We start from the raw sequence: 22,927 nt of genomic DNA on the forward strand, positions 1-22,927 counted from the left end.
GCCACCGTGTCTACCGCAATGGCGACCCGCGTGCGAAGCACTTGCGTGAAATGTCCCAGAAATTGACGCAGATCCGCGGCGAAGAAAAATGGTACGACATGTCCGTGAAGATCCACGAAATCGTCACTGGCCAGAAGAACCTGCCGCCGAACGTCGATTTCTACTCGGCATCGGTTTACCACAGCCTGAACATCGAACATGACCTGTTCACGCCGATCTTTGCGGTTTCCCGCACATCCGGCTGGCTGGCACATATCCTTGAGCAGTACTCAAACAACCGCTTGATCCGTCCGCGTGCGGAATACATCGGGCCTGGCATGCAGACGTATGTACCGGTTGAAGAACGCTAAGGAGTATTCATTTCAGATCCACAAAAAAATATAACTCATAGGGCTAGCACTTTTTGTGCAGCCCTATGACTTTGACCACAGGAGGAAATTACAAATGACTAACGGCGAAAAAATTTCAGTAGAAAACGGTGTCTTGAATGTTCCAAATAACGCAGTAATCCCTTATATTATCGGTGACGGAACAGGACCGGATATCTGGAATGCAGCTTCACGCGTTTTAGAAGAAGCAGTAACGAAAGCTTATAACGGTGAAAAATCAATTGTCTGGAAAGAAGTTCTTGCAGGACAAAAAGCATTCGACGAAACAGGAGAATGGCTTCCTGAAGAAACTCTTGAAGTAATCCGTGAGTACTTGATCGCTATCAAAGGACCTCTTACTACGCCAATCGGCGGCGGTATCCGTTCATTGAACGTAGCACTTCGCCAGGAACTTGATTTGTACACTTGCTTGCGTCCAGTTCGTTACTTCGACGGCGTACCTTCACCGGTAAAACGTCCTGAAGACACTGACATGGTTATTTTCCGCGAAAACACTGAAGATATCTATGCTGGTATCGAATACGCTAACGGTTCAGATGAAGTGAAAAAATTGATTTCATTCCTACAGGATGAAATGGGCGTTAAAAACATCCGTTTCCCTGAGTCTTCAGGTATCGGCATCAAACCGATTTCAGAAGATGGAACAAAACGTTTAGTGCGCGCTGCAATCAACTATGCAATTTCTGAAGGCCGCGAATCATTGACACTAGTTCACAAAGGTAACATCATGAAGTTCACTGAAGGAGCTTTCAAAAACTGGGGCTACGAAGTGGCTGAACAAGAATTCGGCGATAAAGTATTCACATGGAACGAATACGATGCAATTAAAGATGAAAAAGGTACAGACGCTGCGAACAAAGCACAGGAAGAAGCACTTGCTTCAGGTAAAATCCTTGTTAAAGATTCAATCGCTGATATCTTCCTTCAACAAATCCTTACACGCCCAAGCGAGTTCGATGTTGTTGCAACAATGAACTTGAACGGAGATTACATCTCTGATGCTTTGGCTGCTCAAGTAGGCGGAATTGGTATTGCTCCTGGAGCGAACATCAACTACGATACTGGACATGCGATTTTCGAAGCAACTCACGGAACAGCTCCTAAATATGCTGGCCTTGATAAAGTAAACCCTTCTTCAGTTATCCTTTCAGGTGTATTGATGCTTGAACACTTAGGATGGGGAGAAGCTGCTAAAATGATCACAAACTCTATGGAGAAAACAATTGCTTCTAAAGTTGTAACTTATGACTTTGCTCGTCTAATGGACGGCGCTACAGAAGTGAAATGCTCTGAGTTTGCTGATGAATTGATCAAAAACCTATAAGAGTAAATGACAAGCAAAAAGGAGGGGGATTTTCCCCTCCTTTTTTTGTCGCAATTATTTCTGATAAATATTCACCAGAACGTTTGTCGGTTTTCACTGCTGGCCATTTGTTAACAGCCTGTCATGCTCCTTTTGGGACGTCCGCTGTTTTGGTCCAATTCCTTTAGGGTAAAGAAAGAAAACATACATCTTTCTTACTAAATTATTATAGCGACGCGCGCTGCTTGCTTAGGAGCAACTGCCTTCGCTGTACCCAAAGCGGCAGCAACGGCCACGGGAAGAAGGTGTTTTATTTCAACTCAACTACTGTTAAAGGAGAGATCGTTCATGACATTCAAACGTACAAAGATTTCAGTGATTGGTTCTGGCTTCACCGGGGCGACAACGGCATTCCTATTGGCTCAAAAAGAGTTGGGAGATGTCGTGTTGGTTGATATTCCCCCGATGGAAAATCCGGCAAAAGGAAAGGCGTTGGATATGGCGGAGGCTGGTCCTGTACAAGGATTCGATGCCCGCGTATCAGGCACATCCAATTACGAAGATACCAAGGATTCAGATCTGGTCATCATCACAGCTGGAATTGCCCGAAAACCTGGCATGAGCCGGGATGATTTGGTCCAAACCAACCAAAAAGTCATGAAAGCTGTTACAGCGGATATTGTGAAGTACTCTCCGGAGACGACAATCATTGTTCTGACAAATCCTGTTGATGCCATGACGTACACGGTTTTCCAGGCATCCGGCTTTCCGAAAGAACGTGTTATCGGACAATCGGGCGTCTTGGATTCCGCACGTTTCCGCACGTTCGTAGCTGAAGAATTGAATGTTTCAGTCAAAGACGTGACTGGATTCGTGCTAGGAGGACATGGTGATGACATGGTGCCGCTTGTGAGGTATTCTTACGCTGGTGGAATCCCACTGGAGACGATGATTGCAAAAGAGCGCTTAGATGCAATTGTGGAGCGCACACGCAAAGGCGGAGCTGAAATCGTCAATCTGTTGGGGAATGGTTCAGCTTATTACGCACCTGCAGCATCACTGGTTGAAATGGCAGAGGCCATCATCAAAGACCAGCGCCGCATCCTGCCGTCCATCGCTTATTTGGAAGGCGAGTATGGATTGGATGGCATCTACTTAGGCGTGCCAACCATTTTGGGTGCGGGCGGCATTGAAAAAATTATTGAAATCGATTTGAATGAAGAAGAAAAAACATTGTTGAACCAGTCAGCCGATTCGGTGAAAGCGGTCATGAAAGTATTGGCATAGGCAATGTGCGAAGCGGACAGGGGGAACTCCTGTCCGTTTTTCTGTCCTTAAAAATCGGCAGCCCTCTGCATTCAAACGTTCCCGGTACCTTGGGCGCTTGCACTTTCATTGATTAACTTGATACTATAAGAGTATCAAGTTAATTGGAGGGATGTTATTTGTTGCTTGGGAAAAAGCGGAAATTAGGCCGGCGAGTAGAAGACATCAAAATCGGAGAAAAACTGAAATTGACAGAAAAAATTGAAGACAAAGATCTTCTTCTTTATCTGGGTTTGACTAATGACAGCAATCCGCTGTATATTCAACACGATTTTGCGGCGCAAACCGCTTTTGAAAAGCCTGTGGTGCCGAATATTATGTTGACGGGCATTCTTACATCAGCGGTTTCCAAATATATACCGGGCCCCGGTTCGTATATCACGGGACAGCAGCTGAAGTTTTTAAAACCCGTCCACCATTACGCAACGATCGATTTTTTATTGGAAGTTGCCGAAGTGGACATCAAGCATAATGAGGTTGTCATCCAAGTTCAAGGAAGCGATGAACATGGGGATGTCGTTGTTCAAGGTCAAATCACAGCTAACCCACCGCAATAGGGGAACAAGTAACAACTTATGCACTAGATAATTTCTGACGCGGTTTGAGATGGGGGTTTCAAACTGAGTGTGGAGGATGTAAAATGCCGAAGAAAATATTGATCATTGAAGATGAACATTCAATTGCAACCTTATTATCCTATAACCTTGTCCAAGCGGGTTTTGAAACCATTATCGCCAACGATGGCAAACAAGGCTACGATTTGGCTCTGAGCGAGAATCCATCTTTGATTGTCTTGGATCTCATGCTTCCATCCATGGACGGTGTAGAAGTCTGTAAATCGCTGCGCCAGCAAAAAATCAATACACCGATTATTATGTTGACGGCAAAAGGTGATGAGTTCGACAAAGTCTTGGGTCTGGAATTGGGAGCGGACGATTACATGACCAAACCGTTCAGTCCAAGAGAAGTAGTTGCGCGCATTAAAGCGGTGTTGAGAAGAGCGAACAATGTCCCTACTCCGCAACAGGATTCATCCGCACCGATTTCTCTCGGAAAATTGGATGTTTATCCTGATCGATTCGAAGTATTTCTCAATAAGGAGCAGTTGGAGTTTACGCCTAAAGAATTTGAGCTTCTGGTCTATTTGATGGAAAATAAAAATCGTGTGTTAACACGGGATCAGTTGCTGAGTGCTGTGTGGAAATATGATTTTGCAGGAGATACTCGCATTGTTGATGTCCATATCAGCCATTTGCGCGATAAGATAGAAGAAAACAGCCGGAAACCGACCTTCATCAAAACGATCAGGGGATTGGGCTATAAGTTTGAGGAGCCGAAAAGCTCATGAAATCTTTTCGGCATCGGCTGTTGCTCACCTTGCTGGTGTGGATTGGAACGATGCTTACGGGTCTGTTTATGATCGTGCTTCAGATACTGCAATTCTACGAAGGTACTGAGGATAATTCGAATATCTGGCTTGTCTTATTTTTGGCATTTGCGGCAGCTTTGGTGTTTTCAGGCATCGTGGGCAGCAGAATCATCGATGTCCATATCAAACCGATTGAAAATGCCACAGAGACGGCTATGGAATTGGTAAAAGGAAATTACCGGGCACGTGCATCTGAATCAAATGCACAAAGCAGTGTTGGATTAAGCCGGACCATCAATGTACTAGCGCGAAATTTGCAGGAAATTACAGCAGTCCGTATCATGGAACAGGAACGGTTGAAAACGCTGATTGAAAATATGGGCAGCGCGTTGATCATGATTGATCGGCAAGGAGGCATTTCACTTGTCAATAAACCATTTCTGGAAGAATTCGATTTGGCTCCCGATCATGTCATGGGCAAGTTCTACAAAGAGCTTCGAATCCCAATAGAATTGGAAAGCTTTATTGAAGATGTGTTCATGACGGAAACCCATTCCCGTGCCCAAATTGAATTTATGTCGGGGTTAACCTTAAAAAATTTAAACGTATACGGGGCACCGGTAATCGGAGAACATCAGCGCTGGCTTGGCATTGTAATTGTCTTCCATGATATTACGGAACTGAAGCGGTTGGAACAGATCCGCAAAGATTTTGTCGCAAACGTTTCCCATGAACTTCGGACGCCGGTCACTTCCATTAAAGGATTTTCAGAGACGCTGCTTGATGGTGCCTATAAGGATACAGAAACGTTATTGTCGTTTCTGGAAATTGTCCATACCGAAAGCAACAGGCTGGAGATGCTCATCAATGACTTGTTGGACTTATCAAGAGTTGAACAAAGTGGATTTGATGTGAAAGCCCAGCCGACGGATATGAAAGTGGTCATTAAACGGGCAGTCGAAATGATTCAATCGAAACTTGATGAAAAATCGATCCGCTTAAAGCTGGATGTAAAGCCGGTCACTGTATTCGGTGACGCTAACCGGTTAATTCAAGTGATCATGAATTTATTGATCAACGCTGTTACATATTCTAGTGCCAATACAGAAATCAATATCCGGCTTTTCGTCAAAGGCGAGCAAGCCGTCATTCAAGTGGCAGACCAAGGAATCGGTATTGAAAGCTCAGAAATCGGCCGTTTATTTGAGCGTTTTTACCGTGTTGACCGTGCACGCAGCCGCAATTCAGGCGGCACCGGCCTGGGTCTCTCCATTGTCAAACATTTAATCGAGGCGCATCATGGAAAAGTGGAAGTCGACAGCGAAGTTGGCGTCGGCACGACATTCACCATTTATTTGCCATTGGCTAGTTAATTTAGGAGGAAAGTATGGAAACCAAACACCCATTTTTGCCAATCATCATCGGCACAGACATGAATGCCTATAATATGGCCATTTCTTTTCACGAAGCATATGGCATCAAGCCGATTTTAGTCGGTAAAGAACCGTTATCATTTACTTCATTGAGCACAATTACCGAAACGATCGAATTGCGTTCTGGATTGGCGGAAGATTCCCAGTTTGCCGATATCTTAATTGATATTGCCGAAAAATACCGAGCACCTGGAAAAACGCTTTTGCTGATCGGAACCAATGACCTGTATGTTCGGTTGATTATCGAAAACGCAAAAGTTTTGCGCGAGCACTATGTCTTCAATTATATTACGGAAGATTTGATGAACCAGCTGCAGGTCAAAGCGAATTTCTATGAATTGTGTAAAGTGCATGGCATCGAAACGCCAACGACATTTTTCTATGACTGCAAATCAGCTGAACCGTTCGAGGAAGAAATGATGTACCCAATCATCATCAAGCCGAGCAACGGGATCGAATACAGCCGAAACAAGTTTGAAGGGCAGCAGAAAGTCTATAAAGTCGATAGCCCGAAAGAGATGCACAACGTCATCCAGCAAATCAAAGCAAGCGGTTATAGCGACGAATTGATCATCCAGGATTATATCCCGGGAGACGACACTTTCATGTGGGATTCGGTTATTTATGCGAATTCAAAAGGGAAGACGCAGTTGGTGACTTTTGCTCAAGTAGTTTTGCAGGAGCATACTGTTACGGCCATCGGGAATTATACCGCATTGATTACACGTTTCGATAAAGAAATGATGGTCAAGCTGCAGAATTTCCTGGAAGCTGTCGGTTATACCGGTTTTGCAAATTTCGATTTGAAATACGATGCACGTGACAAAAAATTCAAAGTGTTCGAAGTAAACATTCGACAGGGCCGTTCAAGCTATTATGTGACCGCTCTTGGCCATAATATGGCTGAGTATTTTGTCGATGACCTGATTTATCAGGCGGACAAGCCGGTGACATATCTGAACGAGGATTTCCTGTTTACGGTTGTGCCGAAAGCTGTCCTGCGCAATTTCGTAGATAACAAAGCAGTTCTCAAAGACATCAAGCGCCTGATTAAGAAAGGCCAGTACGGCAATCCTTTGTTCTACAAAAAAGACAAGCATTTAAAGCGCAAGCTCTATTTGCTGGCACGGCAAGTGAATTACTATAAAAAGTACAAAAACAATCAATGGTAATTTTACAGTAACTTAACACCAGCTTCACAGTCGGATGGTAAGGTTTAATAGAACCCCCTTCAACCGCATAATTGGAAAAAGAGTCCTTCCCCGGGCTCTTTTTCTATTTTTATGAAACTATTTTACAATTATTCCGTATTACAGATAACAAGAAAAAGGGGGACTTATCATGTCGACGAAAAAGTTGTTGTCGGTGATCGGTTTGTCTATTGTGGGAATACTTCTGCTTATTGCAGTCTTTACTTCCTGGTATACAGTAGATGAATCCGAACAGGCAGTCATTGTTACATTTGGTGTAGCAAATGAAACCAATACAGAGGCCGGACTGCATTTCAAATTGCCTTGGCCAATTCAAAAAGCGGAAATCCTCTCCAAAGAAACGTATAGCCTGCAATTCGGCTATAACCAGAACGCTGAAGGGGAGATTGTGGCTTTCGATAAGGAAACCAAGATGATTACAGGAGACGAAAACATCGTCTTAACTGACTTGGTAGTCCAGTGGAAAATCACGGACCCTAAAAAATACTTGTTTAATGCGGAAGCGCCACAGGACATTTTGCACGATGCAACCTCTGCTTCCATCCGCTCCATCATCGGCAGTTCATTGATCGATGATGCCCTGACATCCGGAAAGGCCGAAATTGAAGCCGAAACCCGCGATTTGCTCGCCTCATTGATTGAAAAATACGATATCGGCATCACGGTTCTGGCAGTCAAACTGCAGGACGTCGAGCTGCCGAACGAAGAAGTGCGCGCGGCATTTACAAATGTAACGGATGCCCGAGAAACGATGAATACGAAAATCAATGAAGCGAAGAAGTATGAAAACCAAAAACGCAACGAAGCGTTGGGTGAAAAAGCCGCCATCAATTCACGTGCAGAAGGTGAAAAAGTTGCTCGTGTCCAACAGGCAACAGGGGATGTGGCTTTATTCGATAAGCTGTATCTGGAATATGACAACAATCCCGAAGTGACGAAACAGCGGATCGTTATGGAAACGCTGGAATCCGTTCTGCCAAATGCGAAACTGTACATTATGAACGACGATGGCGGGACCATGAAGTACTTGCCGCTGGATGGGCTGCAGACAGCAGTTCCGCCCGTGGCTGAAACGGAAGAAGAAGGGGGCGGCAATTAATGGAACCAAATAAACCCTTAGATGAAGTGAAAAAATACAACCCTTATGCAAAACCGAAAAAGAAAAAAGAACCGAAAGATCCCATTGATTTCAAAAAATACTGGAAGTTGATAGTCGGTCTGACAATCGCTTTCGCTGTGCTGCTTATCGTTTTGACGAACGTTTATGTGGTGAAGGAAAGTGAATACCGGGTTGTCCGCCAGTTTGGGGAAGTTGTAAAAATCCAGGAAGAGCCTGGCATCAAAATGAAAATCCCTTTTATCCAAAGTGTTACGACTTTGCCGAACTACCAAATGACTTATGACGTGTCCGAAGCGGAAATCAACACCAAAGACAAAAAACGCATCATTATTGATAATTATGCAGTTTGGCACGTAGTGAATCCGCTTGATCTTATTTCAAATGCCGGGACGATCGTCAATGCAGAAAGCCGGATGGAAGAATTCATTTATTCAGTGGTACGGACAGAACTTGGGCAATTGAATTACGATGAAATCATCAATGATGAAAATTCGTCCCGCGGTAGCCTGAACGATAATGTCACTGCTAAAGTCAATGAGCTGCTGGAAAAAGATCAATACGGCATCCGAGTGATGGATGTCCGCATCAAGCGTACGGATCTGCCTGAAGAAAATGAGCAGTCCGTGTACACGCGGATGATTTCAGAACGTGATTCCACCGCTCAGGACTATTTGTCACAAGGCGATGCGAAAAAACGTGAAATCGAAGCACAAGCTGATCGGGAAGCGCAGGAAGTAATTGCGACGGCACGTAAGGAAGCGGCATTGATCCAGGCTGAAGGTGAGTCGGAAGCTGCGAAAATCTATAACCAATCATTCTCGAAAGATCCCGAATTCTATGAACTGTACCGTTCATTGGAATCCTATAAGAAAACAATTGGTGATGACACAGTGATTATTCTGCCGTCGGATTCTCCATATGCGGATATTCTATCCGGTAATTTCGAATAAGGCCAAGGCCGTCATTTCTCTTCTATTTGCCCGCGTGGTAAAATAAAGGGAATGACGGCTTTTTTTATGGAAAGGGGTAATTTTGTGGCAAAGAAAATACTTTTATTAGATGGGAACAGCTTGGCGTATCGTGCGTTTTTCGCCTTGCCGCTGTTGACCAATGAAAATGGCATCCATACGAATGCAGTATACGGATTTACCATGATGCTTCAACGAGTATTGGAGGAAGAAAAGCCGACACATATGATCGTAGCTTTTGACGCGGGGAAAACGACTTTCCGGCATAAGACGTTCAGCGAATACAAAGGCGGACGGCAAAAGACGCCGCCTGAGTTATCGGAACAATTTCCTTATTTGAAAAAATTGATCGATGCGTACCGGATCAAACGCTATGAATTGGAGAATTACGAAGCGGATGATATTATCGGTACCTTGAGCTTGGAAGCGGAGCGGGAAGGCGACGAAGTAGTGGTCATTTCAGGAGATAAAGATTTGACGCAATTGGCTTCGCCGTCGACGACCGTTTACATCACCCGAAAAGGCATCACCGATATTGAGAAATATACAGTAGAACATATTAAAGAAAAGTATGGACTGACACCTCTTCAAATCATCGACATGAAAGGGCTGATGGGCGACTCTTCAGATAATATTCCGGGTGTGCCGGGTGTCGGTGAAAAAACGGCGTTGAAATTGTTGGCAGCCCATGGATCAGTTGAAGGCGTCTATGAAGCCATTGAACAGCAAAAAGGAAAAATGAAGGAAAAGTTGGTTGCCAATGAAGATCTTGCCTATATCAGCAAACAACTGGCTACCATCGAACGCAATGCACCGATTGACATCAGCATCGAGGAATTAAGCTATGCAGGACCGGACCAGGATGAATTGGTGAAAGTTTGGAATGAACTGGCGTTTAAATCCTTATTGGAGAAAATGGATTATACAGCTGAAGAAACCGTCAAAGAAGAATTGACATTCGAAGTGCTGTCGACTGTAGATCCGGCTATTCTGAAGGATGAAATGGCGGTTCACCTGGAATTGTATGATGAGCATTACCATAGCTGTGATTTGCTTGGGGTCTCTCTGGCGACTGACACGGAAACGTATGTGATTCCCATGGAGGTTGTGGAGCAGTCGAAGGAATTCCGTGATTGGTTCAAAGATCCATCGAAGAAAAAATTCATGGCGGATTCGAAAGCCGCAACCGCAGCATTTTTGCGCTGTGGCATTGAGCTGAAAGGCGTCGATTTCGATTTGATGCTGGGCGCTTACATCGTCAATCCTTCGCTCACTTACACGGATATGGCGAGCATTGTGCAAGAGTATGGCTATACAGATGTTTCCACCAATGAACAGATTTACGGAAAAGGCGCTAAGAAGAAAGTGCCGGAAGATTCAATTCTACACGAGCATATCGCCAGAAAAGCACGGACTATTTGGAAAGTGCGTCCGTTGGTCGTAGACAAGCTGGAAGAAAACGAGCAATTTGATTTGTATGACAAACTGGAATTGCCGCTAGCGACTGTTCTTGGCCAGATGGAATCATTGGGCGTCATGGTCGACCGCAACCAATTATCCGAAATGGGCAAGGAATTGTCCCATAAGCTGGAGAAAATCGAGTCGGACATTTACAGTCTGGCTGGACAGGAATTCAATATCAATTCACCGAAGCAACTGGGTGTAGTCCTGTTTGAGCATTTGGGATTGCCGGCGTTGAAGAAAACGAAGACAGGCTATTCGACAGCAGCGGACGTCCTGGAGAAACTGGAAGGCCAGCATGAAATTATTTCCCATATCTTGTTGTACCGCCAATTAGGCAAGTTGCTGTCTACTTATATAGAAGGTTTATTGAAAGAAATCCATAAAGACGGCAAAGTCCATACACGCTTCCAGCAAGCACTGACGACAACGGGACGCCTCAGTTCCACCAATCCGAATCTGCAGAACATTCCTGTGCGCCTGGAAGAAGGACGCAAGATCCGCAAAGCCTTTGTTCCATCCGAACCGGGCTGGGTGATGGTGGCAGCCGATTATTCGCAGATTGAATTACGAGTATTGGCGGATATGTCGGAAGATGAGCGATTGGTTCAGGCATTTAAAGACGATCGCGATATCCATACGACGACAGCAAGTGATGTTTTCCACGTGCCTGAAGAACAAGTTACCGGCGATATGCGAAGAGCGGCAAAAGCCGTCAACTTCGGAATTGTCTACGGCATCAGCGATTATGGCCTGTCACAGAACCTGAACATCACCCGGAAAGAAGCGGCAGCATTTATCGAGCGTTATTTCGAAAGCTTCCCTGGCGTTAAGACGTATATGACTACTATTGTTGAAGATGCCAAGCGGGATGGGTTTGTGACGACTTTGATGAACCGCCGGCGTTACTTGCCGGACATTACCAGCTCGAATTTCAATTTGCGCAGTTTTGCTGAGCGGACGGCAATGAATACACCGATTCAAGGCAGTGCAGCAGACATCATCAAAAAAGCTATGATCGATATGGATGCCGCATTAGAGCGTGAAGACATGCAAACGCGCATGCTGCTGCAAGTGCATGATGAATTGATTTTTGAAGCACCGCCGGAAGAAGTGAACAAACTTATGAAATTGGTGCCTGAAATAATGGAAAATGCAGTGAAGCTGAGCGTTCCATTGAAAGTCGACATTGCACAAGGCGACACTTGGTACGACACTAAATGACAGGAGGGCAACGATATGCCTGAACTTCCGGAAGTGGAAGGTGTCGTTCGGCAGATCCGCCCCGTCTCTATTGGAAAAAAGATTGAAGCAGTAGAAGTTTCAGACACCATCCGTGTGTCGAAAACGAACGGCAAAGAAGCGATCATTAAACGGATGGAAGCTGACCGGTTTATCGATAGCCTGGTCGGTGCACAAATCATCCGTGTCGAACGGCGCAGCAAATACATTTATTTTACATTGCGAAATGAAAACGAATTTTTATTGGTCAATCATTTGGGGATGTCGGGAGCCTGGTTTTATGTCGACCAGCTGCAGTCCATTCCTGAAGACAAATTCCGGCGGCATGTCCATGTGGTCCTAACATTAAGCGACGGCAATTTACTGGCGTTTTCTGATATCCGCCGCTTCGGGGAAATGAGGGTATTGCAGGAAGAGGCGGATTTTCCGCCCTTGCTGCTGATGGCACCAGAGCCTTTTGAAGCAGTCGCCCTCGATCATTTCCTGTTGATGGCGGAAAGCCCAAAATACCGGAACAAGGCCATCAAAGAAGTGATCATGGATGGCCAGGTCATTTCTGGCTGCGGCAACATTTATGCTACTGAAGCGCTTTTTAAAATGAAAATTCACCCAAAACGGGCTGCCAGCCGGATCAGCAAAAAACGCAAAGTGGAACTATTCGAAGCCATTGTGGCCGTTTTACTGGAAAGCATCGAAGCAGGAGGCAGTACCATTTCGGATTACCGCAACATCAACGGCGAATCGGGCAGCATGCAAAACCGTTTTGGCATGTATGGAAAAAAACAATGCATGGTATGTGGAACGATGACAAAAACCTTGAAAATAGGCGGGCGGGCATCGGTTTACTGTCCCGCTTGCCAGAAATGAGGATGGATGATGATCATTGGATTGACAGGCAGTATTGCCAGTGGAAAAAGCACGGTATCGGAAATGCTGAAAAACTCTGGATATCCGATTATTGATGCGGACCTTGTTGCGCGTCAGGTTGTAGAACCAGGTTCCGATACACTCGAACAAATTGAACAGGCATTCGGTCCGGAGGTAATTCGGGAAGATGGAACGATGGACCGGCCAAAAGTGGGGGAAATCATTTTCAACGATCCCGCCAAGCGGAAAATCCTGAATGACATAATCCACCCGGCCATCCGCCAGGAAATGCTTCAGCAGCGCCATGATTACATGACAGAAGGATATAAGACCATCGTTATGGACATTCCCTTGTTGTTTGAAAGCCGCCTTCAGCATCTGGTGGATAAAATTCTGGTCGTCAGCGTAACAGAAGAAAATCAATTCAACCGGTTGGTGGAGCGGAACGGCTTTACGGAAAAAGAGGCACGGGCACGCATCAGTTCACAATTGCCGATGTCGGTGAAAGAAGATGGTGCGGATGCAGTTATATACAATAATGGAACATTGGATGAAACAAAATGGCAATTGAACAGAATTTTGGATAACTGGAAAGCGAGTCCAGAAAAAGAATAGACATATGTGGTTTTTAAGGTTCTCTAAATGGTTAATTGTGTTATACTATATAAGAAATTAAAAACATCAGTATAACTTAATTATAAACGGAGGACTCCCACATGACAGTTTCTATTGCAATTAACGGATTTGGCCGTATTGGCCGTATGGTTTTCAGACAGGCGATAATGATGGACGATGTCACAATTACGGCAGTCAACGCCACTCATCCAGCTGAAACCCTGGCGCATTTGATTAAGTATGACACAAATCACGGCACCTTCGCAGGTGACGTATCTTCAGAAGAGGATGCATTAATTGTTAACGGGAAACGTGTTCAATTGGTAAGCGAACGCAATCCTTTGAATCTGCCATGGAAAGAAATGGGCATTGATATTGTCATTGAAGCGACAGGCAAATTCAATTCACGCGAGAAAGCGGCTCAGCATTTAGAAGCAGGAGCTAAGAAAGTCATTTTGACGGCACCTGGCAAAAAAGAGGATATCACGATCGTTATGGGCGTCAACGATGAAAAGTTGGATATCGACCAACATGACATCATCTCCAATGCAAGCTGCACAACAAACTGTCTTGCGCCTGTTGTCAAAGTGCTCCATGACAAATTTGGCATCGAAAACGGTTTGATGACGACAATCCACTCTTACACAAATGACCAGCAGAACTTAGATAACCCGCATAAAGATCTTCGCCGGGCACGGGCATGTGCACAATCCATCATTCCAACTTCTACAGGTGCTGCGAAAGCGTTATCATTAGTATTGCCTGAATTACAGGGCAAACTTCATGGTATGGCATTGCGTGTACCGACACCGAATGTATCTCTTGTGGATTTGGTAGTTGACCTGGAGACAGGAGTGACCATCGAAGAAGTCAATCAGGCTTTTGTCGAAGCATCTGAAAATGGTTTAGCTGGAATTTTAAGCTTAACGATGGAGCCGTTGGTTTCTGTCGACTTCAACAGCAATCCTAGTTCAGCGATTATAGACGGTTTGTCGACAATGGTCATTGGTGACCGGAAAGTGAAAGTTCTGGCATGGTATGACAACGAATGGGGCTATTCAGCCCGTGTCATCGATTTGACCAAGAAAGTTGCTCAGGCTATGGTACTGGTATCTAAATAAGGTCTTACATCCCGTTTCTTCCAGAACGTCTGGAGAAACGGGGTTTTTTTATGGGAAATTTAATGAAAGTTTTTCAATATCCAAAAGATATTATTATTGCAATTGCGATAAATCCGTTTTATACTATGAATCGTAGTTGAAAAACGACTACCACTTCTGAATTTCCATCATGTACCTCGGAATTAGGAGCGTAAGATTTTTATTCACATGACTGCTTAAAGGGTTAGGACCTCTTTGGACTAACTTTCCCCCGTGGTAGTCAACTTTGAATATTTTGCGCAAAAAACAAAATGATATCAAAGGGGGAAAACGAACCATGGAAACAATGGGACGTCACGTAATTGCAGAACTTTGGCAGTGTGATTTTGACAAATTAAACGATATGGATTTTATCGAACAAACTTTTGTTGATGCTGCACTCAAATCTGGAGCTGAAGTAAGAGAGGTAGCTTTTCATAAATTCGCGCCACAAGGTGTCAGCGGAGTTGTGATCATCTCTGAATCTCACTTAACCATCCACAGCTTCCCGGAACACGGCTATGCAAGTGTAGATGTTTATACTTGCGGCGATTTAGATCCAACTATTGCAGCGAAATATATCGCAGAAGCGCTAGGGTCAACCTCAAGTGAGCTTGTCGAAATTCCGCGCGGTATGGGTCCAGTCAGTGTTGAGAAATCCAAAGTTTCAGTAACTGTATAATCCATTTAACAAAAAACACTAAGCAGGGGACAAAATCCTCTGCTTTTTCTATTTTCCCAATGAATTTTTGTTATACTAGATACACTAGATAGAGAAGTTAGGGAGATGTCGAAATGAAATGTCCAGCTTGCCAACATAACGGCACACGTGTTGTCGATTCGCGGCCAATCGATGAAATGAAGTCAATCAGAAGGCGCAGAGAATGTGAGTCATGCGGTTACCGCTTTACCACTTTCGAAAAAGTCGAAGAAATGCCGCTGATTGTCGTCAAAAAAGATGGGTCACGTGAAGAGTTCAGCCGTGAAAAAGTATTGCGGGGCTTAATTCGTGCTTGCGAAAAACGGCCGGTATCTTTGGAAGTATTGGAAGAAGTCGTCTTTACGATCGAGAAAGACCTGCGCCGAGCAGGCAACCCGGAAGTGAAATCCGAAGAAGTCGGTGAATTGGTCATGAACCGGCTGGCAACAATCGATGAAGTGGCATATGTGCGCTTCGCCTCTGTTTACCGCCAATTCAAAGACATTACAGTCTTTATCGACGAACTGAAGGATTTGCTCAATAAAAGTCCGGAAGATAAGAAAAGCGAATAAGGCGGTGACTTATGACTGCGTATTATAAAGAATTACAAGCTGCTGATCCGTATCGGATCCGCTTGCCGTACCCGTTCTCAAATTATGACCGGCAATTGTTGACGATGCTGTATCAGCCGATGATTGGAGCGGAAGCCATCGCGTTGTATTTGACGCTGTGGGCGGAAGCAGAAGGCGCTAAGGAAGAGGCAACGCATTACACGCTGATGAATACATTGGGAAAACCCATCGCGAAAATTTTTGAAGCAAGAATTCAATTGGAAGCGATCGGTTTGCTGAAAACTTATCGGAAAAACACGGACGACCGCTGCTTTATCTATGAGTTATGTCCGCCGTTAGACCCGAAAACCTTTTTTATGGATCCTTTGTTGTCGATGTTCCTATTCAGCAAAATCGGTGAAACGTCTTATCGCCGTGTACGCGATCGTTTTCTTGTGCACAATGAAATCCCTTCGGATTTTGACGAAGTGTCGCGGACGTTCACGGATATTTTCCAGCCTGTCCATGCGAAAGCAGGATATCCTCCGGCACAGGAGGATTTGCAGGAACGGAAAAAAGGTGGATACGAATCTGATTTCGAGTTTGATTTTACTTTGCTTCGCCAAGGACTGTCAGAACAGCTGGTGCCTCGGCGAGTTTTGACCGCTGTCATCAGAGAGTTCATTTCCAAACTGGCTTACCTGTATGGATGGGGGCCATTGGAAATGCAAAAAGTGGTTTTGCTGGCGATTGAAGACGATTACCGTTTAACGGTGGAGGGGCTGAAACGAGCAGCATCCGAGTACTATAAATTGACAGTTTCCACTACTGCTCCTCAGCTCGTCCAAATGCAGAAGGAAACTCCGAAACTGCCGGAAACAGAAGGAGAGGAGGTTCCGAAAACCAAACAGGACGAATTGCTGGCCTATTTGGAAACGGCGCCACCGATTCAAGTGCTCCGCGACATCGCTGATGGCAACGAACCGCTGCCGGCAGATGTCCAGCTGGCCAATCAGTTGGTGGTAACCCATGGCATGAAGCCGGCTGTCGTCAATGTGCTGCTCCAGTATGTACTCTTGCGTACTGATATGAAACTGACAAAAGCGTACGTGGAAAAAATCGCTTCGCATTGGCTGCGCAAAAATGTCACTACGGCAAAAGAAGCGATGGAACTGGCTCGCGTCGAGCATATGCAGTATATGAAGTGGAAATCAGAAGGCTCGCCTACGACAGTTGCCAAGCCGTTTACAGGCAACGGAAACCGAAAACCGCTGCGTGAAGAAAAGCTGCCGGAATGGTTCCATAATAAGGATCAGGCACGTGTCGTCAAGACCGGACCGAAAAACGATAGCCTGGAAGTGGAAAAACAAAAACTTCTTGCGAAACTTGCGCTGAAGAAAGGAAAAGGTGGTTAAATGGAACCGATTCGTGAAACATTGAAACGTGTAGTCAATGCGCCTGCTTTCTCTGAGCGATACAACGACATGCGCAAAGAAGTGCTGGCCCATCCCGGGGTCCAAAAATTCCGGGAAGACCATGCAGACGAAATAGATGATTCCACCATTGATAGAGGGCTTGGGAAGTTATATGAATATATTGATCAGTCCCATGACTGCAATAAATGCCCAAGTGTAGATGCATGCATCAACCATTTGAAAGGTTTCGAACCGAATCTGGTATTGGAGCGCGGCACCATCGGCATCTCTTACACCAAATGCCGTTTGAAAGAAGCCGCAGACAACAAACGCCATGCCTCTTCACTGATTCACAGCATGTACATGCCGAAAGAAGTCATGCAGGCGACATTGGATAAATTTGATGCAGACGAAAGCCGGATGGAAGCGTTGATGGCTGTCGGGGAATTTCTGGATCAGGTGACTGGGCCTGGCAGCCTGCCTGAAAAAGGCTTGTATTTGTACGGTCAATTCGGCATCGGCAAATCGTATTTATTGAGCGCAGCCGCCAACGAACTGGCCGAACTGAATGTCAAAACGGTATTGGTGTTCGTCCCTGAATTCATGCGGGAAATGAAACAAGCAATCGGTGACCAGACCTTGCAGGAGAAAGTCGACTACGTCAAAAAGGCCGATGTCCTGATGCTCGATGATATCGGAGCAGAAGCGATGTCGAGCTGGACGCGCGATGAAGTGCTCGGAACGATTCTCCATTACCGGATGGCTGAAAAACTCCCGACTTTCATGTCATCGAACTTTAGTTATTCGGAGTTGGAACATCATCTGACTTACTCACAGCGCGGAGAAAAAGAAGATTTGAAAGCTGCACGCGTCATGGAGCGAATTCGTGCCTTGACCAAGCCAGTGAAGCTGGAAGGTCTTAATCGCCGGAATTAACCGCTGGAAGTATTGCGTTTTAGTCCATTTCGGTTTATAGTAAAGACAATCAAGCAAAGATTTTACATGCGCAGACAAGGACAATAGTGGAATTGTACGACTTTCAGAGAGAGAAGCCCAGGCTGTAAGCTTCTTAAGTACCGGCAATCCCATTTACCACCTTCGAGCAGCAGCTGTGAACGTTTTTATCAGTAGCAGCTGACGGTACCGGCCCGTTAGCCGATGCAGAGCTTCATTCGAACGGAACTGTCCGTATCGAATAGAAGAAGGGTGGAACCACGAACTAAAGCTTCGTCCCTTTTGGGATGGAGCTTTTTTGCGTGGAAAAAAAGAAAGGCGGAAGCGGCTGTGTAGAGCCATAAGGCTTAAGGTGAGCTGCCGAAGCGGCTTTAGCCGCACAGGCAGATTGACTTAAGACCCCGAGGTTCTAGCCGCTGAAGCTGGACAAAGAAAAGCGGGAATACCAAGCCAGACCCTGTGGCAAGGCATTTCCGGCAGAACATATAAAAGGAGAGATTGGCATGGCAGACATGATTCAACTGAAATTCCCTGATGGAGCAGTAAAAGAGTTTGAACAGGGCACAACTACTGAGGAAATTGCACAATCAATCAGTCCGGGATTACGCAAAAAAGCGTTGGCCGGCAAAGTAGGCGACAAACTAGTCGATTTGCGTGCACCGTTGAAGGAAGATGGAGACATCGCCATCATCACACCAGAATCGGATGAGGCATTGGAAATTTTGCGTCACAGTACTGCTCACTTATTGGCACAAGCAATCAAACGGATGTATCCGGATGCAAAACTCGGTGTAGGTCCGGTCATCGAAAACGGTTTTTATTACGATATCGATACAGAGACAGCCATCACTTCAGAAGACTTGCCGTTGATTGAAAAAGAAATGAAGCAACTGATCAACGAGAACTTCGAAATCATCCGCCAGGACGTAACTCGTGCAGAAGCTCAAGAACGTTTTGCGGCAATTGAAGATCCTTACAAATTGGAGCTGCTTGAAGCAATTCCAGAAGGCGATCAAGTATCCATCTACGAACAAGGCGACTTTTTTGACTTGTGCCGAGGCATTCACGTGCCTTCGACAGGAAAACTGAAAGAGTTCAAATTATTGAGTGTTGCCGGAGCTTATTGGAGAGGGAACAGCGACAACAAAATGCTTCAGCGCATCTACGGAACTGCATTCTTCAAGAAAGAAGACCTGAAAGCGCATTTGGCTATGCTGGAGGAAGCGAAAGAACGCGACCATCGCAAAATAGGGAAAGAACTGGATTTGTTCATGAATTCCCAGAAAGTTGGGCAAGGCTTGCCGATGTGGCTTCCTAAAGGGGCGACAATCCGCCGCATCATCGAACGATATATTGTCGACAAAGAAGAACGTCTGGGCTATGACCACGTTTATACTCCGGTAATGGGAAGCGTGGAGCTGTATAAAACGAGCGGCCACTGGGATCATTACCAGGATGATATGTTCCCGGTCATGAAAATGGATAACGAGGAATTGGTGCTGCGTCCAATGAACTGCCCGCATCATATGATGATTTTCAAACAAGGCATTCATTCATACCGCCAAATGCCGGTCCGTATTGCGGAACTTGGCTTGATGCACCGCTACGAAATGTCAGGTGCTTTGTCTGGATTGCAGCGTGTCCGCGGCATGACATTGAACGATGCCCACATCTTCGTCCGTCCAGACCAGATCAAGGAAGAATTCAAGCGTGTTGTTAATTTGGTGGTGGAAGTCTATAAAGATTTCGACATCAAGGATTATTCATTCCGTTTGTCCTACCGCGATCCGGCCGACAAAGAAAAATACTTTGACGATGATGCTATGTGGAACCGTGCACAGGCCATGCTGAAAGAAGCGATGGACGAACTGGAAATCGATTATATCGAAGTAGAAGGCGAAGCGGCATTCTACGGACCGAAAGTGGATGTTCAAGTGAAAACGGCGCTTGGCAAAGAAGAAACATTATCGACTGTCCAGCTTGATTTCCTTTTGCCGGAACGCTTTGACTTGTCATATATCGGTGAAGATGGCAAACAGCACCGTCCGGTCGTAATCCACCGTGGAGTCGTTTCGACTATGGAGCGTTTTGTGGCATTCCTGATTGAAGAATACAAAGGGGCATTCCCGACGTGGCTTGCCCCTGTCCAGGTGGAATTGATTCCAGTATCGCTCGATGCCCACAGTACTTATACAAAAGAACTGCAAGAAAAACTGCAGATTCACAAGATCCGTGTGGACATTGATGAGCGCGATGAAAAGCTTGGCTATAAAATCCGCGAAGCACAGATGCAGAAAGTTCCATATATGCTGGTCATCGGCGATAAGGAACTGGAAGATGGTTCGGTCAACGTCCGGAAATACGGGGAGCAGAAATCTGAAAGCATGCCATTTGAAGACTTCGTGAAACTGGTTCAAAGCGAACTTCGCTAGAAGGGTTGACAGGTCCAAAGGCACGTGATATTATAGTTAAGGTTATAGAATACTTATATGTGCAAGCAGGAGCACCCGCTTCTCACCTGATCGACCGATTGTTGGCAGGTATACACGATTGACTTTTACACGCAGAAAGAAGCGTGTTGTCATATTTGCGGGTGGACCTCTGTGGTCCACCCGCTTTTGTTTTGATCGGAACCCTGTAAACCGGTTCGGCCGGTTCACACATTTAAGCTATTCGCGACACTATCCGGAGGTGGATTACTATTAGCAAAGACATTAATGTAAATGACGGTATTCGTGCACGTGAGTTGCGAGTTATTGATCAAAACGGTGAACAACTTGGCATCAAAACACGTAACGAAGCACTTGAAATTGCAGCTCGTGTCAACTTGGATCTTGTTCTTGTGGCTCCTCAAGCTAAGCCGCCGGTTGCTCGTATCATGGACCATGGTAAATTCAAGTTTGAGCAGCAGAAGAAAGATCGTGAAATCCGTAAAAATCAGAAAGTGATAGTCGTCAAAGAAGTACGCTTAAGCCCTTCAATTGACGATCACGATTTCAACACGAAACTTCGCAACGCGATCAAGTTCCTTGAAAAAGGCGACAAAGTGAAAGCTTCTATTCGTTTCAAAGGCCGTGCGATTACGCACAAAGAAATCGGACAACGTGTCCTTGAACGTTTCGCAGAAGACTGCAAAGAAGTTGCAACGGTTGAACAGCGCCCTAAAATGGATGGCCGCAGCATGTTCTTGATGCTTGCACCGATCAACGAAAAAGAATAAGAGATCATTGTTTAGGAGGAATTCGAAATGCCGAAAATGAAAAGCCATAGAGGTGCGTCAAAACGTTTCAAAAAAACGGGTACTGGTAAAGTAAGACGCAACAGCTCACACACTAGCCACTTATTTGCAAACAAATCTACTAAGCAAAAGCGTAAACTTCGCAAAGGGAAATTAGTTTCTTCAGGCGACTTGAAACGCATCAAATCATTAATCTATAACATGAAGTAAGAAAAGCGTAAGCGTCCGTATAGATTCGCCGGGCATAAGACCCCGAGAATCTGGATGCTGAAGTCTAGACATGAACAAAAATCGAATTTTATATATTCAGCAGGAGGTAATGTGATATGCCACGCGTAAAAGGTGGAACAGTGACGCGCCAGCGTCGTAAAAAGGTCATTAAATTAGCAAAAGGTTATTATGGTGCAAAGCACATCCTTTTCAAAGTAGCAAACCAACAGGTAATGAAGTCAGGTAACTATGCTTACCGTGACCGTCGCAACAAAAAACGTGATTTCCGTAAACTATGGATTACACGCATCAACGCAGCAGCTCGCATGAACGACATTTCATACAGCCGTCTTATGCACGGATTGAAAGTTGCGGGCATCGACATCAACCGCAAAATGCTAGCTGAAATCGCTGTATCTGATGCAGCTGCATTCACAGCATTGGTTGACCAAGCAAAACAAGCAGTAGCTAAGTAAGAAAAGCGGAAGCGCCTGTTTAGGCCCGACAGGCTTAAGGCGGCCCATCGAAGCGGCGTTTTTTGCCGCATAGATGGGCTGACTTAAGACCCCGAGGGACTAGGCGCTGAAGCTAGAGTAATAAAAATGTAAGCGCCTGACCAAGCGGTCCATAGACATCACACAACTAGAAAGCTGCAATGCTCAGGCGTTTAGCGAACAATAAAAAAGACTGACGAATTTTCGTCAGTCTTTTCTTATGGAGGAAAACCTTATGTTCTTGATTATTGCTGCGTATTTCGCGATTTTAACCATCATGGCTTTCACTATGATGAAGGTCGACAAACACCAGGCTCAACGGCGCGGACAACGGATTCCTGAAAAGAACCTGTGGACTGTTGCCATTTTTGGCGGAGGCATCGGCGCTTATCTTGGCATGATGGCATTTCGCCACAAAACGAAGCACACCAATTTCCGTGTCGGTTTTTTGATGCTTGCCATGCTGGATGCCGCCATTTTAATCTGGTGCTACCTGAAATTTTTTAATGGATGGGCATAATGCTCATTCGTTTTGCTTCATTAACTGTTCAATCGGATTTTTCCAATTGATGCGGGCTTCGGGATAATTCATTAAGATCTCTTTTTCGAGGAAATGGAAATCCTCTTTCGTGAAGCCCTGCAATTTGTCGGGATTCTCTACCCACACAAAGATGGAAACCACTTCGAATGCATTTTCAGTAGTACCAAGATATTTTTCGCCTTCGAACAACACACCGCGGAAGGCAATAAAAAAGTTCTTTTGTACATTTTTTACATCATCAAGGAAATAATACGTACCTGATTCAAGGGCAGAGTCTAATTTTCTTTTCGGATCTAAAATAAAACGGATCAATCGATAGAATAAGTAGATAATCAATGCCAGTACAATGAGGCGTATGAGAAAAGCCATCTAAATTACCTC

General features: G+C 45.1%; 23 protein-coding genes and 1 other annotated feature. Of the genes, 22 read left to right on the plus strand and 1 reads right to left on the minus strand.

Features of this window, described 5'->3' with window-relative positions; all coding sequences use genetic code 11:
- The 22 genes from IRE19_RS06205 to IRE19_RS06310 all read left to right on the plus strand — a co-directional run.
- Window positions 1–350, plus strand: a 350-nt coding sequence (locus tag IRE19_RS06205; RefSeq protein WP_284700304.1) for a citrate/2-methylcitrate synthase, incomplete at its 5' end; no start/stop codon positions are given.
- 94 nt (window positions 351–444) lie between these two features.
- A complete protein-coding gene (gene icd, locus IRE19_RS06210; RefSeq protein ID WP_191716039.1) occupies window positions 445–1,713 on the plus strand; it encodes an NADP-dependent isocitrate dehydrogenase in 1,269 nt (422 codons plus the stop codon).
- 327 nt (window positions 1,714–2,040) lie between these two features.
- Window positions 2,041–2,979 (plus strand): malate dehydrogenase, encoded by a 939-nt coding sequence (gene mdh, locus IRE19_RS06215; protein ID WP_203339722.1) that lies wholly within the window; start codon window positions 2,041–2,043, stop codon window positions 2,977–2,979.
- 158 nt (window positions 2,980–3,137) lie between these two features.
- Window positions 3,138–3,575, plus strand: a complete 438-nt coding sequence (locus IRE19_RS06220) for a MaoC/PaaZ C-terminal domain-containing protein (RefSeq protein ID WP_203339723.1) — start codon at window positions 3,138–3,140, stop codon at window positions 3,573–3,575.
- Between the two features lie 83 nt (window positions 3,576–3,658).
- Entirely contained in the window at window positions 3,659–4,366 is a 708-nt protein-coding gene (locus IRE19_RS06225) for a response regulator transcription factor (protein WP_203339724.1), read from the plus strand.
- A complete protein-coding gene (gene pnpS, locus IRE19_RS06230; protein ID WP_203339725.1) occupies window positions 4,363–5,760 on the plus strand; it encodes a two-component system histidine kinase PnpS in 1,398 nt (465 codons plus the stop codon). The genes IRE19_RS06225 and pnpS overlap by 4 nt, the downstream gene beginning before the upstream one ends.
- A gap of 14 nt (window positions 5,761–5,774) precedes the next feature.
- Window positions 5,775–6,992, plus strand: a complete 1,218-nt coding sequence (locus IRE19_RS06235; RefSeq protein ID WP_203339726.1) for a carboxylate--amine ligase — start codon at window positions 5,775–5,777, stop codon at window positions 6,990–6,992.
- A 169-nt stretch (window positions 6,993–7,161) separates the two neighbouring features.
- On the plus strand, window positions 7,162–8,130 hold the full coding sequence (gene hflK, locus IRE19_RS06240) for an FtsH protease activity modulator HflK (RefSeq protein WP_203339727.1): 969 nt from the start codon (window positions 7,162–7,164) through the stop codon (window positions 8,128–8,130).
- Window positions 8,130–9,101: a protease modulator HflC gene (gene hflC, locus IRE19_RS06245; protein ID WP_203339728.1), complete on the plus strand. Its 972-nt coding sequence runs from the start codon at window positions 8,130–8,132 to the stop codon at window positions 9,099–9,101. The genes hflK and hflC overlap by 1 nt, the downstream gene beginning before the upstream one ends.
- A 66-nt stretch (window positions 9,102–9,167) precedes the next feature.
- Window positions 9,168–11,804: a DNA polymerase I gene (polA, locus tag IRE19_RS06250; RefSeq protein WP_203339729.1), complete on the plus strand. Its 2,637-nt coding sequence runs from the start codon at window positions 9,168–9,170 to the stop codon at window positions 11,802–11,804.
- A 15-nt stretch (window positions 11,805–11,819) separates the two neighbouring features.
- Window positions 11,820–12,689, plus strand: a complete 870-nt coding sequence (mutM, locus tag IRE19_RS06255) for a bifunctional DNA-formamidopyrimidine glycosylase/DNA-(apurinic or apyrimidinic site) lyase (protein ID WP_191716030.1) — start codon at window positions 11,820–11,822, stop codon at window positions 12,687–12,689.
- A 9-nt stretch (window positions 12,690–12,698) separates the two neighbouring features.
- Window positions 12,699–13,304, plus strand: coding sequence for a dephospho-CoA kinase (coaE, locus tag IRE19_RS06260; RefSeq protein WP_191716077.1), 606 nt, complete (start codon window positions 12,699–12,701; stop codon window positions 13,302–13,304).
- Between the two features lie 101 nt (window positions 13,305–13,405).
- Complete coding sequence (locus IRE19_RS06265) at window positions 13,406–14,425, plus strand: glyceraldehyde-3-phosphate dehydrogenase (RefSeq protein ID WP_191716029.1); 1,020 nt, start codon at window positions 13,406–13,408, stop codon at window positions 14,423–14,425.
- A 316-nt stretch (window positions 14,426–14,741) separates the two neighbouring features.
- Window positions 14,742–15,125: an adenosylmethionine decarboxylase gene (speD, locus tag IRE19_RS06270; RefSeq protein ID WP_191716028.1), complete on the plus strand. Its 384-nt coding sequence runs from the start codon at window positions 14,742–14,744 to the stop codon at window positions 15,123–15,125.
- 113 nt (window positions 15,126–15,238) lie between these two features.
- A complete protein-coding gene (nrdR, locus tag IRE19_RS06275; protein ID WP_191716027.1) occupies window positions 15,239–15,715 on the plus strand; it encodes a transcriptional regulator NrdR in 477 nt (158 codons plus the stop codon).
- An 11-nt stretch (window positions 15,716–15,726) separates the two neighbouring features.
- A complete protein-coding gene (locus IRE19_RS06280) occupies window positions 15,727–17,109 on the plus strand; it encodes a replication initiation and membrane attachment family protein (RefSeq protein WP_203339730.1) in 1,383 nt (460 codons plus the stop codon).
- Window positions 17,110–18,045, plus strand: coding sequence for a primosomal protein DnaI (gene dnaI, locus IRE19_RS06285; RefSeq protein ID WP_191716025.1), 936 nt, complete (start codon window positions 17,110–17,112; stop codon window positions 18,043–18,045).
- Window positions 18,046–18,566: 521 nt separating this feature from the next.
- Window positions 18,567–20,495 carry a threonine--tRNA ligase gene (gene thrS / locus IRE19_RS06290; RefSeq protein ID WP_203339731.1) on the plus strand — a complete coding sequence of 643 codons (1,929 nt, stop codon included), beginning with the start codon at window positions 18,567–18,569 and terminating at the stop codon, window positions 20,493–20,495.
- 57 nt (window positions 20,496–20,552) lie between these two features.
- Window positions 20,553–20,693 (plus strand) — a sequence feature (ribosomal protein L20 leader region).
- Window positions 20,694–20,776: 83 nt separating this feature from the next.
- Window positions 20,777–21,283 carry a translation initiation factor IF-3 gene (infC, locus tag IRE19_RS06295; RefSeq protein WP_203340033.1) on the plus strand — a complete coding sequence of 169 codons (507 nt, stop codon included), beginning with the start codon at window positions 20,777–20,779 and terminating at the stop codon, window positions 21,281–21,283.
- 27 nt (window positions 21,284–21,310) lie between these two features.
- Complete coding sequence (rpmI, locus tag IRE19_RS06300; protein ID WP_191716023.1) at window positions 21,311–21,511, plus strand: 50S ribosomal protein L35; 201 nt, start codon at window positions 21,311–21,313, stop codon at window positions 21,509–21,511.
- A gap of 116 nt (window positions 21,512–21,627) precedes the next feature.
- A complete protein-coding gene (rplT, locus tag IRE19_RS06305) occupies window positions 21,628–21,987 on the plus strand; it encodes a 50S ribosomal protein L20 (RefSeq protein ID WP_146557605.1) in 360 nt (119 codons plus the stop codon).
- Window positions 21,988–22,240: 253 nt separating this feature from the next.
- Window positions 22,241–22,525: a DUF1294 domain-containing protein gene (locus IRE19_RS06310; RefSeq protein WP_191716022.1), complete on the plus strand. Its 285-nt coding sequence runs from the start codon at window positions 22,241–22,243 to the stop codon at window positions 22,523–22,525.
- Window positions 22,526–22,528: 3 nt separating this feature from the next.
- Here IRE19_RS06310 and IRE19_RS06315 read toward each other — a convergent pair whose 3' ends face one another.
- Window positions 22,529–22,915: a sigma-w pathway protein ysdB gene (locus tag IRE19_RS06315; protein WP_203339732.1), complete on the minus strand. Its 387-nt coding sequence runs from the start codon at window positions 22,913–22,915 to the stop codon at window positions 22,529–22,531.
- Between the last annotated feature and the right edge of the window lie 12 nt (window positions 22,916–22,927).

The organism is Planococcus beijingensis, from assembly GCF_016820615.1.
Taxonomy (GTDB): Bacteria; Bacillota; Bacilli; order Bacillales_A; family Planococcaceae; genus Planococcus; species Planococcus notacanthi.

What these genes read in the sequence shown, in the direction of transcription:
- IRE19_RS06280 (WP_203339730.1), top strand. Translation starts at nt 15,727, where the DNA reads ATGACTGCGTATTATAAAGAATTACAAGCTGCTGATCCGTATCGGATC.
- IRE19_RS06315 (WP_203339732.1), bottom strand. Translation starts at nt 22,915, where the DNA reads ATGGCTTTTCTCATACGCCTCATTGTACTGGCATTGATTATCTACTTA.
- IRE19_RS06235 (WP_203339726.1), top strand. Translation starts at nt 5,775, where the DNA reads ATGGAAACCAAACACCCATTTTTGCCAATCATCATCGGCACAGACATG.
- mutM (WP_191716030.1), top strand. Translation starts at nt 11,820, where the DNA reads ATGCCTGAACTTCCGGAAGTGGAAGGTGTCGTTCGGCAGATCCGCCCC.
- speD (WP_191716028.1), top strand. Translation starts at nt 14,742, where the DNA reads ATGGAAACAATGGGACGTCACGTAATTGCAGAACTTTGGCAGTGTGAT.
- IRE19_RS06225 (WP_203339724.1), top strand. Translation starts at nt 3,659, where the DNA reads ATGCCGAAGAAAATATTGATCATTGAAGATGAACATTCAATTGCAACC.
- pnpS (WP_203339725.1), top strand. Translation starts at nt 4,363, where the DNA reads ATGAAATCTTTTCGGCATCGGCTGTTGCTCACCTTGCTGGTGTGGATT.
- IRE19_RS06265 (WP_191716029.1), top strand. Translation starts at nt 13,406, where the DNA reads ATGACAGTTTCTATTGCAATTAACGGATTTGGCCGTATTGGCCGTATG.
- thrS (WP_203339731.1), top strand. Translation starts at nt 18,567, where the DNA reads ATGGCAGACATGATTCAACTGAAATTCCCTGATGGAGCAGTAAAAGAG.
- mdh (WP_203339722.1), top strand. Translation starts at nt 2,041, where the DNA reads ATGACATTCAAACGTACAAAGATTTCAGTGATTGGTTCTGGCTTCACC.
- hflK (WP_203339727.1), top strand. Translation starts at nt 7,162, where the DNA reads ATGTCGACGAAAAAGTTGTTGTCGGTGATCGGTTTGTCTATTGTGGGA.
- nrdR (WP_191716027.1), top strand. Translation starts at nt 15,239, where the DNA reads ATGAAATGTCCAGCTTGCCAACATAACGGCACACGTGTTGTCGATTCG.
- hflC (WP_203339728.1), top strand. Translation starts at nt 8,130, where the DNA reads ATGGAACCAAATAAACCCTTAGATGAAGTGAAAAAATACAACCCTTAT.
- coaE (WP_191716077.1), top strand. Translation starts at nt 12,699, where the DNA reads ATGATCATTGGATTGACAGGCAGTATTGCCAGTGGAAAAAGCACGGTA.
- dnaI (WP_191716025.1), top strand. Translation starts at nt 17,110, where the DNA reads ATGGAACCGATTCGTGAAACATTGAAACGTGTAGTCAATGCGCCTGCT.
- rpmI (WP_191716023.1), top strand. Translation starts at nt 21,311, where the DNA reads ATGCCGAAAATGAAAAGCCATAGAGGTGCGTCAAAACGTTTCAAAAAA.
- IRE19_RS06310 (WP_191716022.1), top strand. Translation starts at nt 22,241, where the DNA reads ATGTTCTTGATTATTGCTGCGTATTTCGCGATTTTAACCATCATGGCT.
- rplT (WP_146557605.1), top strand. Translation starts at nt 21,628, where the DNA reads ATGCCACGCGTAAAAGGTGGAACAGTGACGCGCCAGCGTCGTAAAAAG.
- polA (WP_203339729.1), top strand. Translation starts at nt 9,168, where the DNA reads ATGGAAAGGGGTAATTTTGTGGCAAAGAAAATACTTTTATTAGATGGG.
- icd (WP_191716039.1), top strand. Translation starts at nt 445, where the DNA reads ATGACTAACGGCGAAAAAATTTCAGTAGAAAACGGTGTCTTGAATGTT.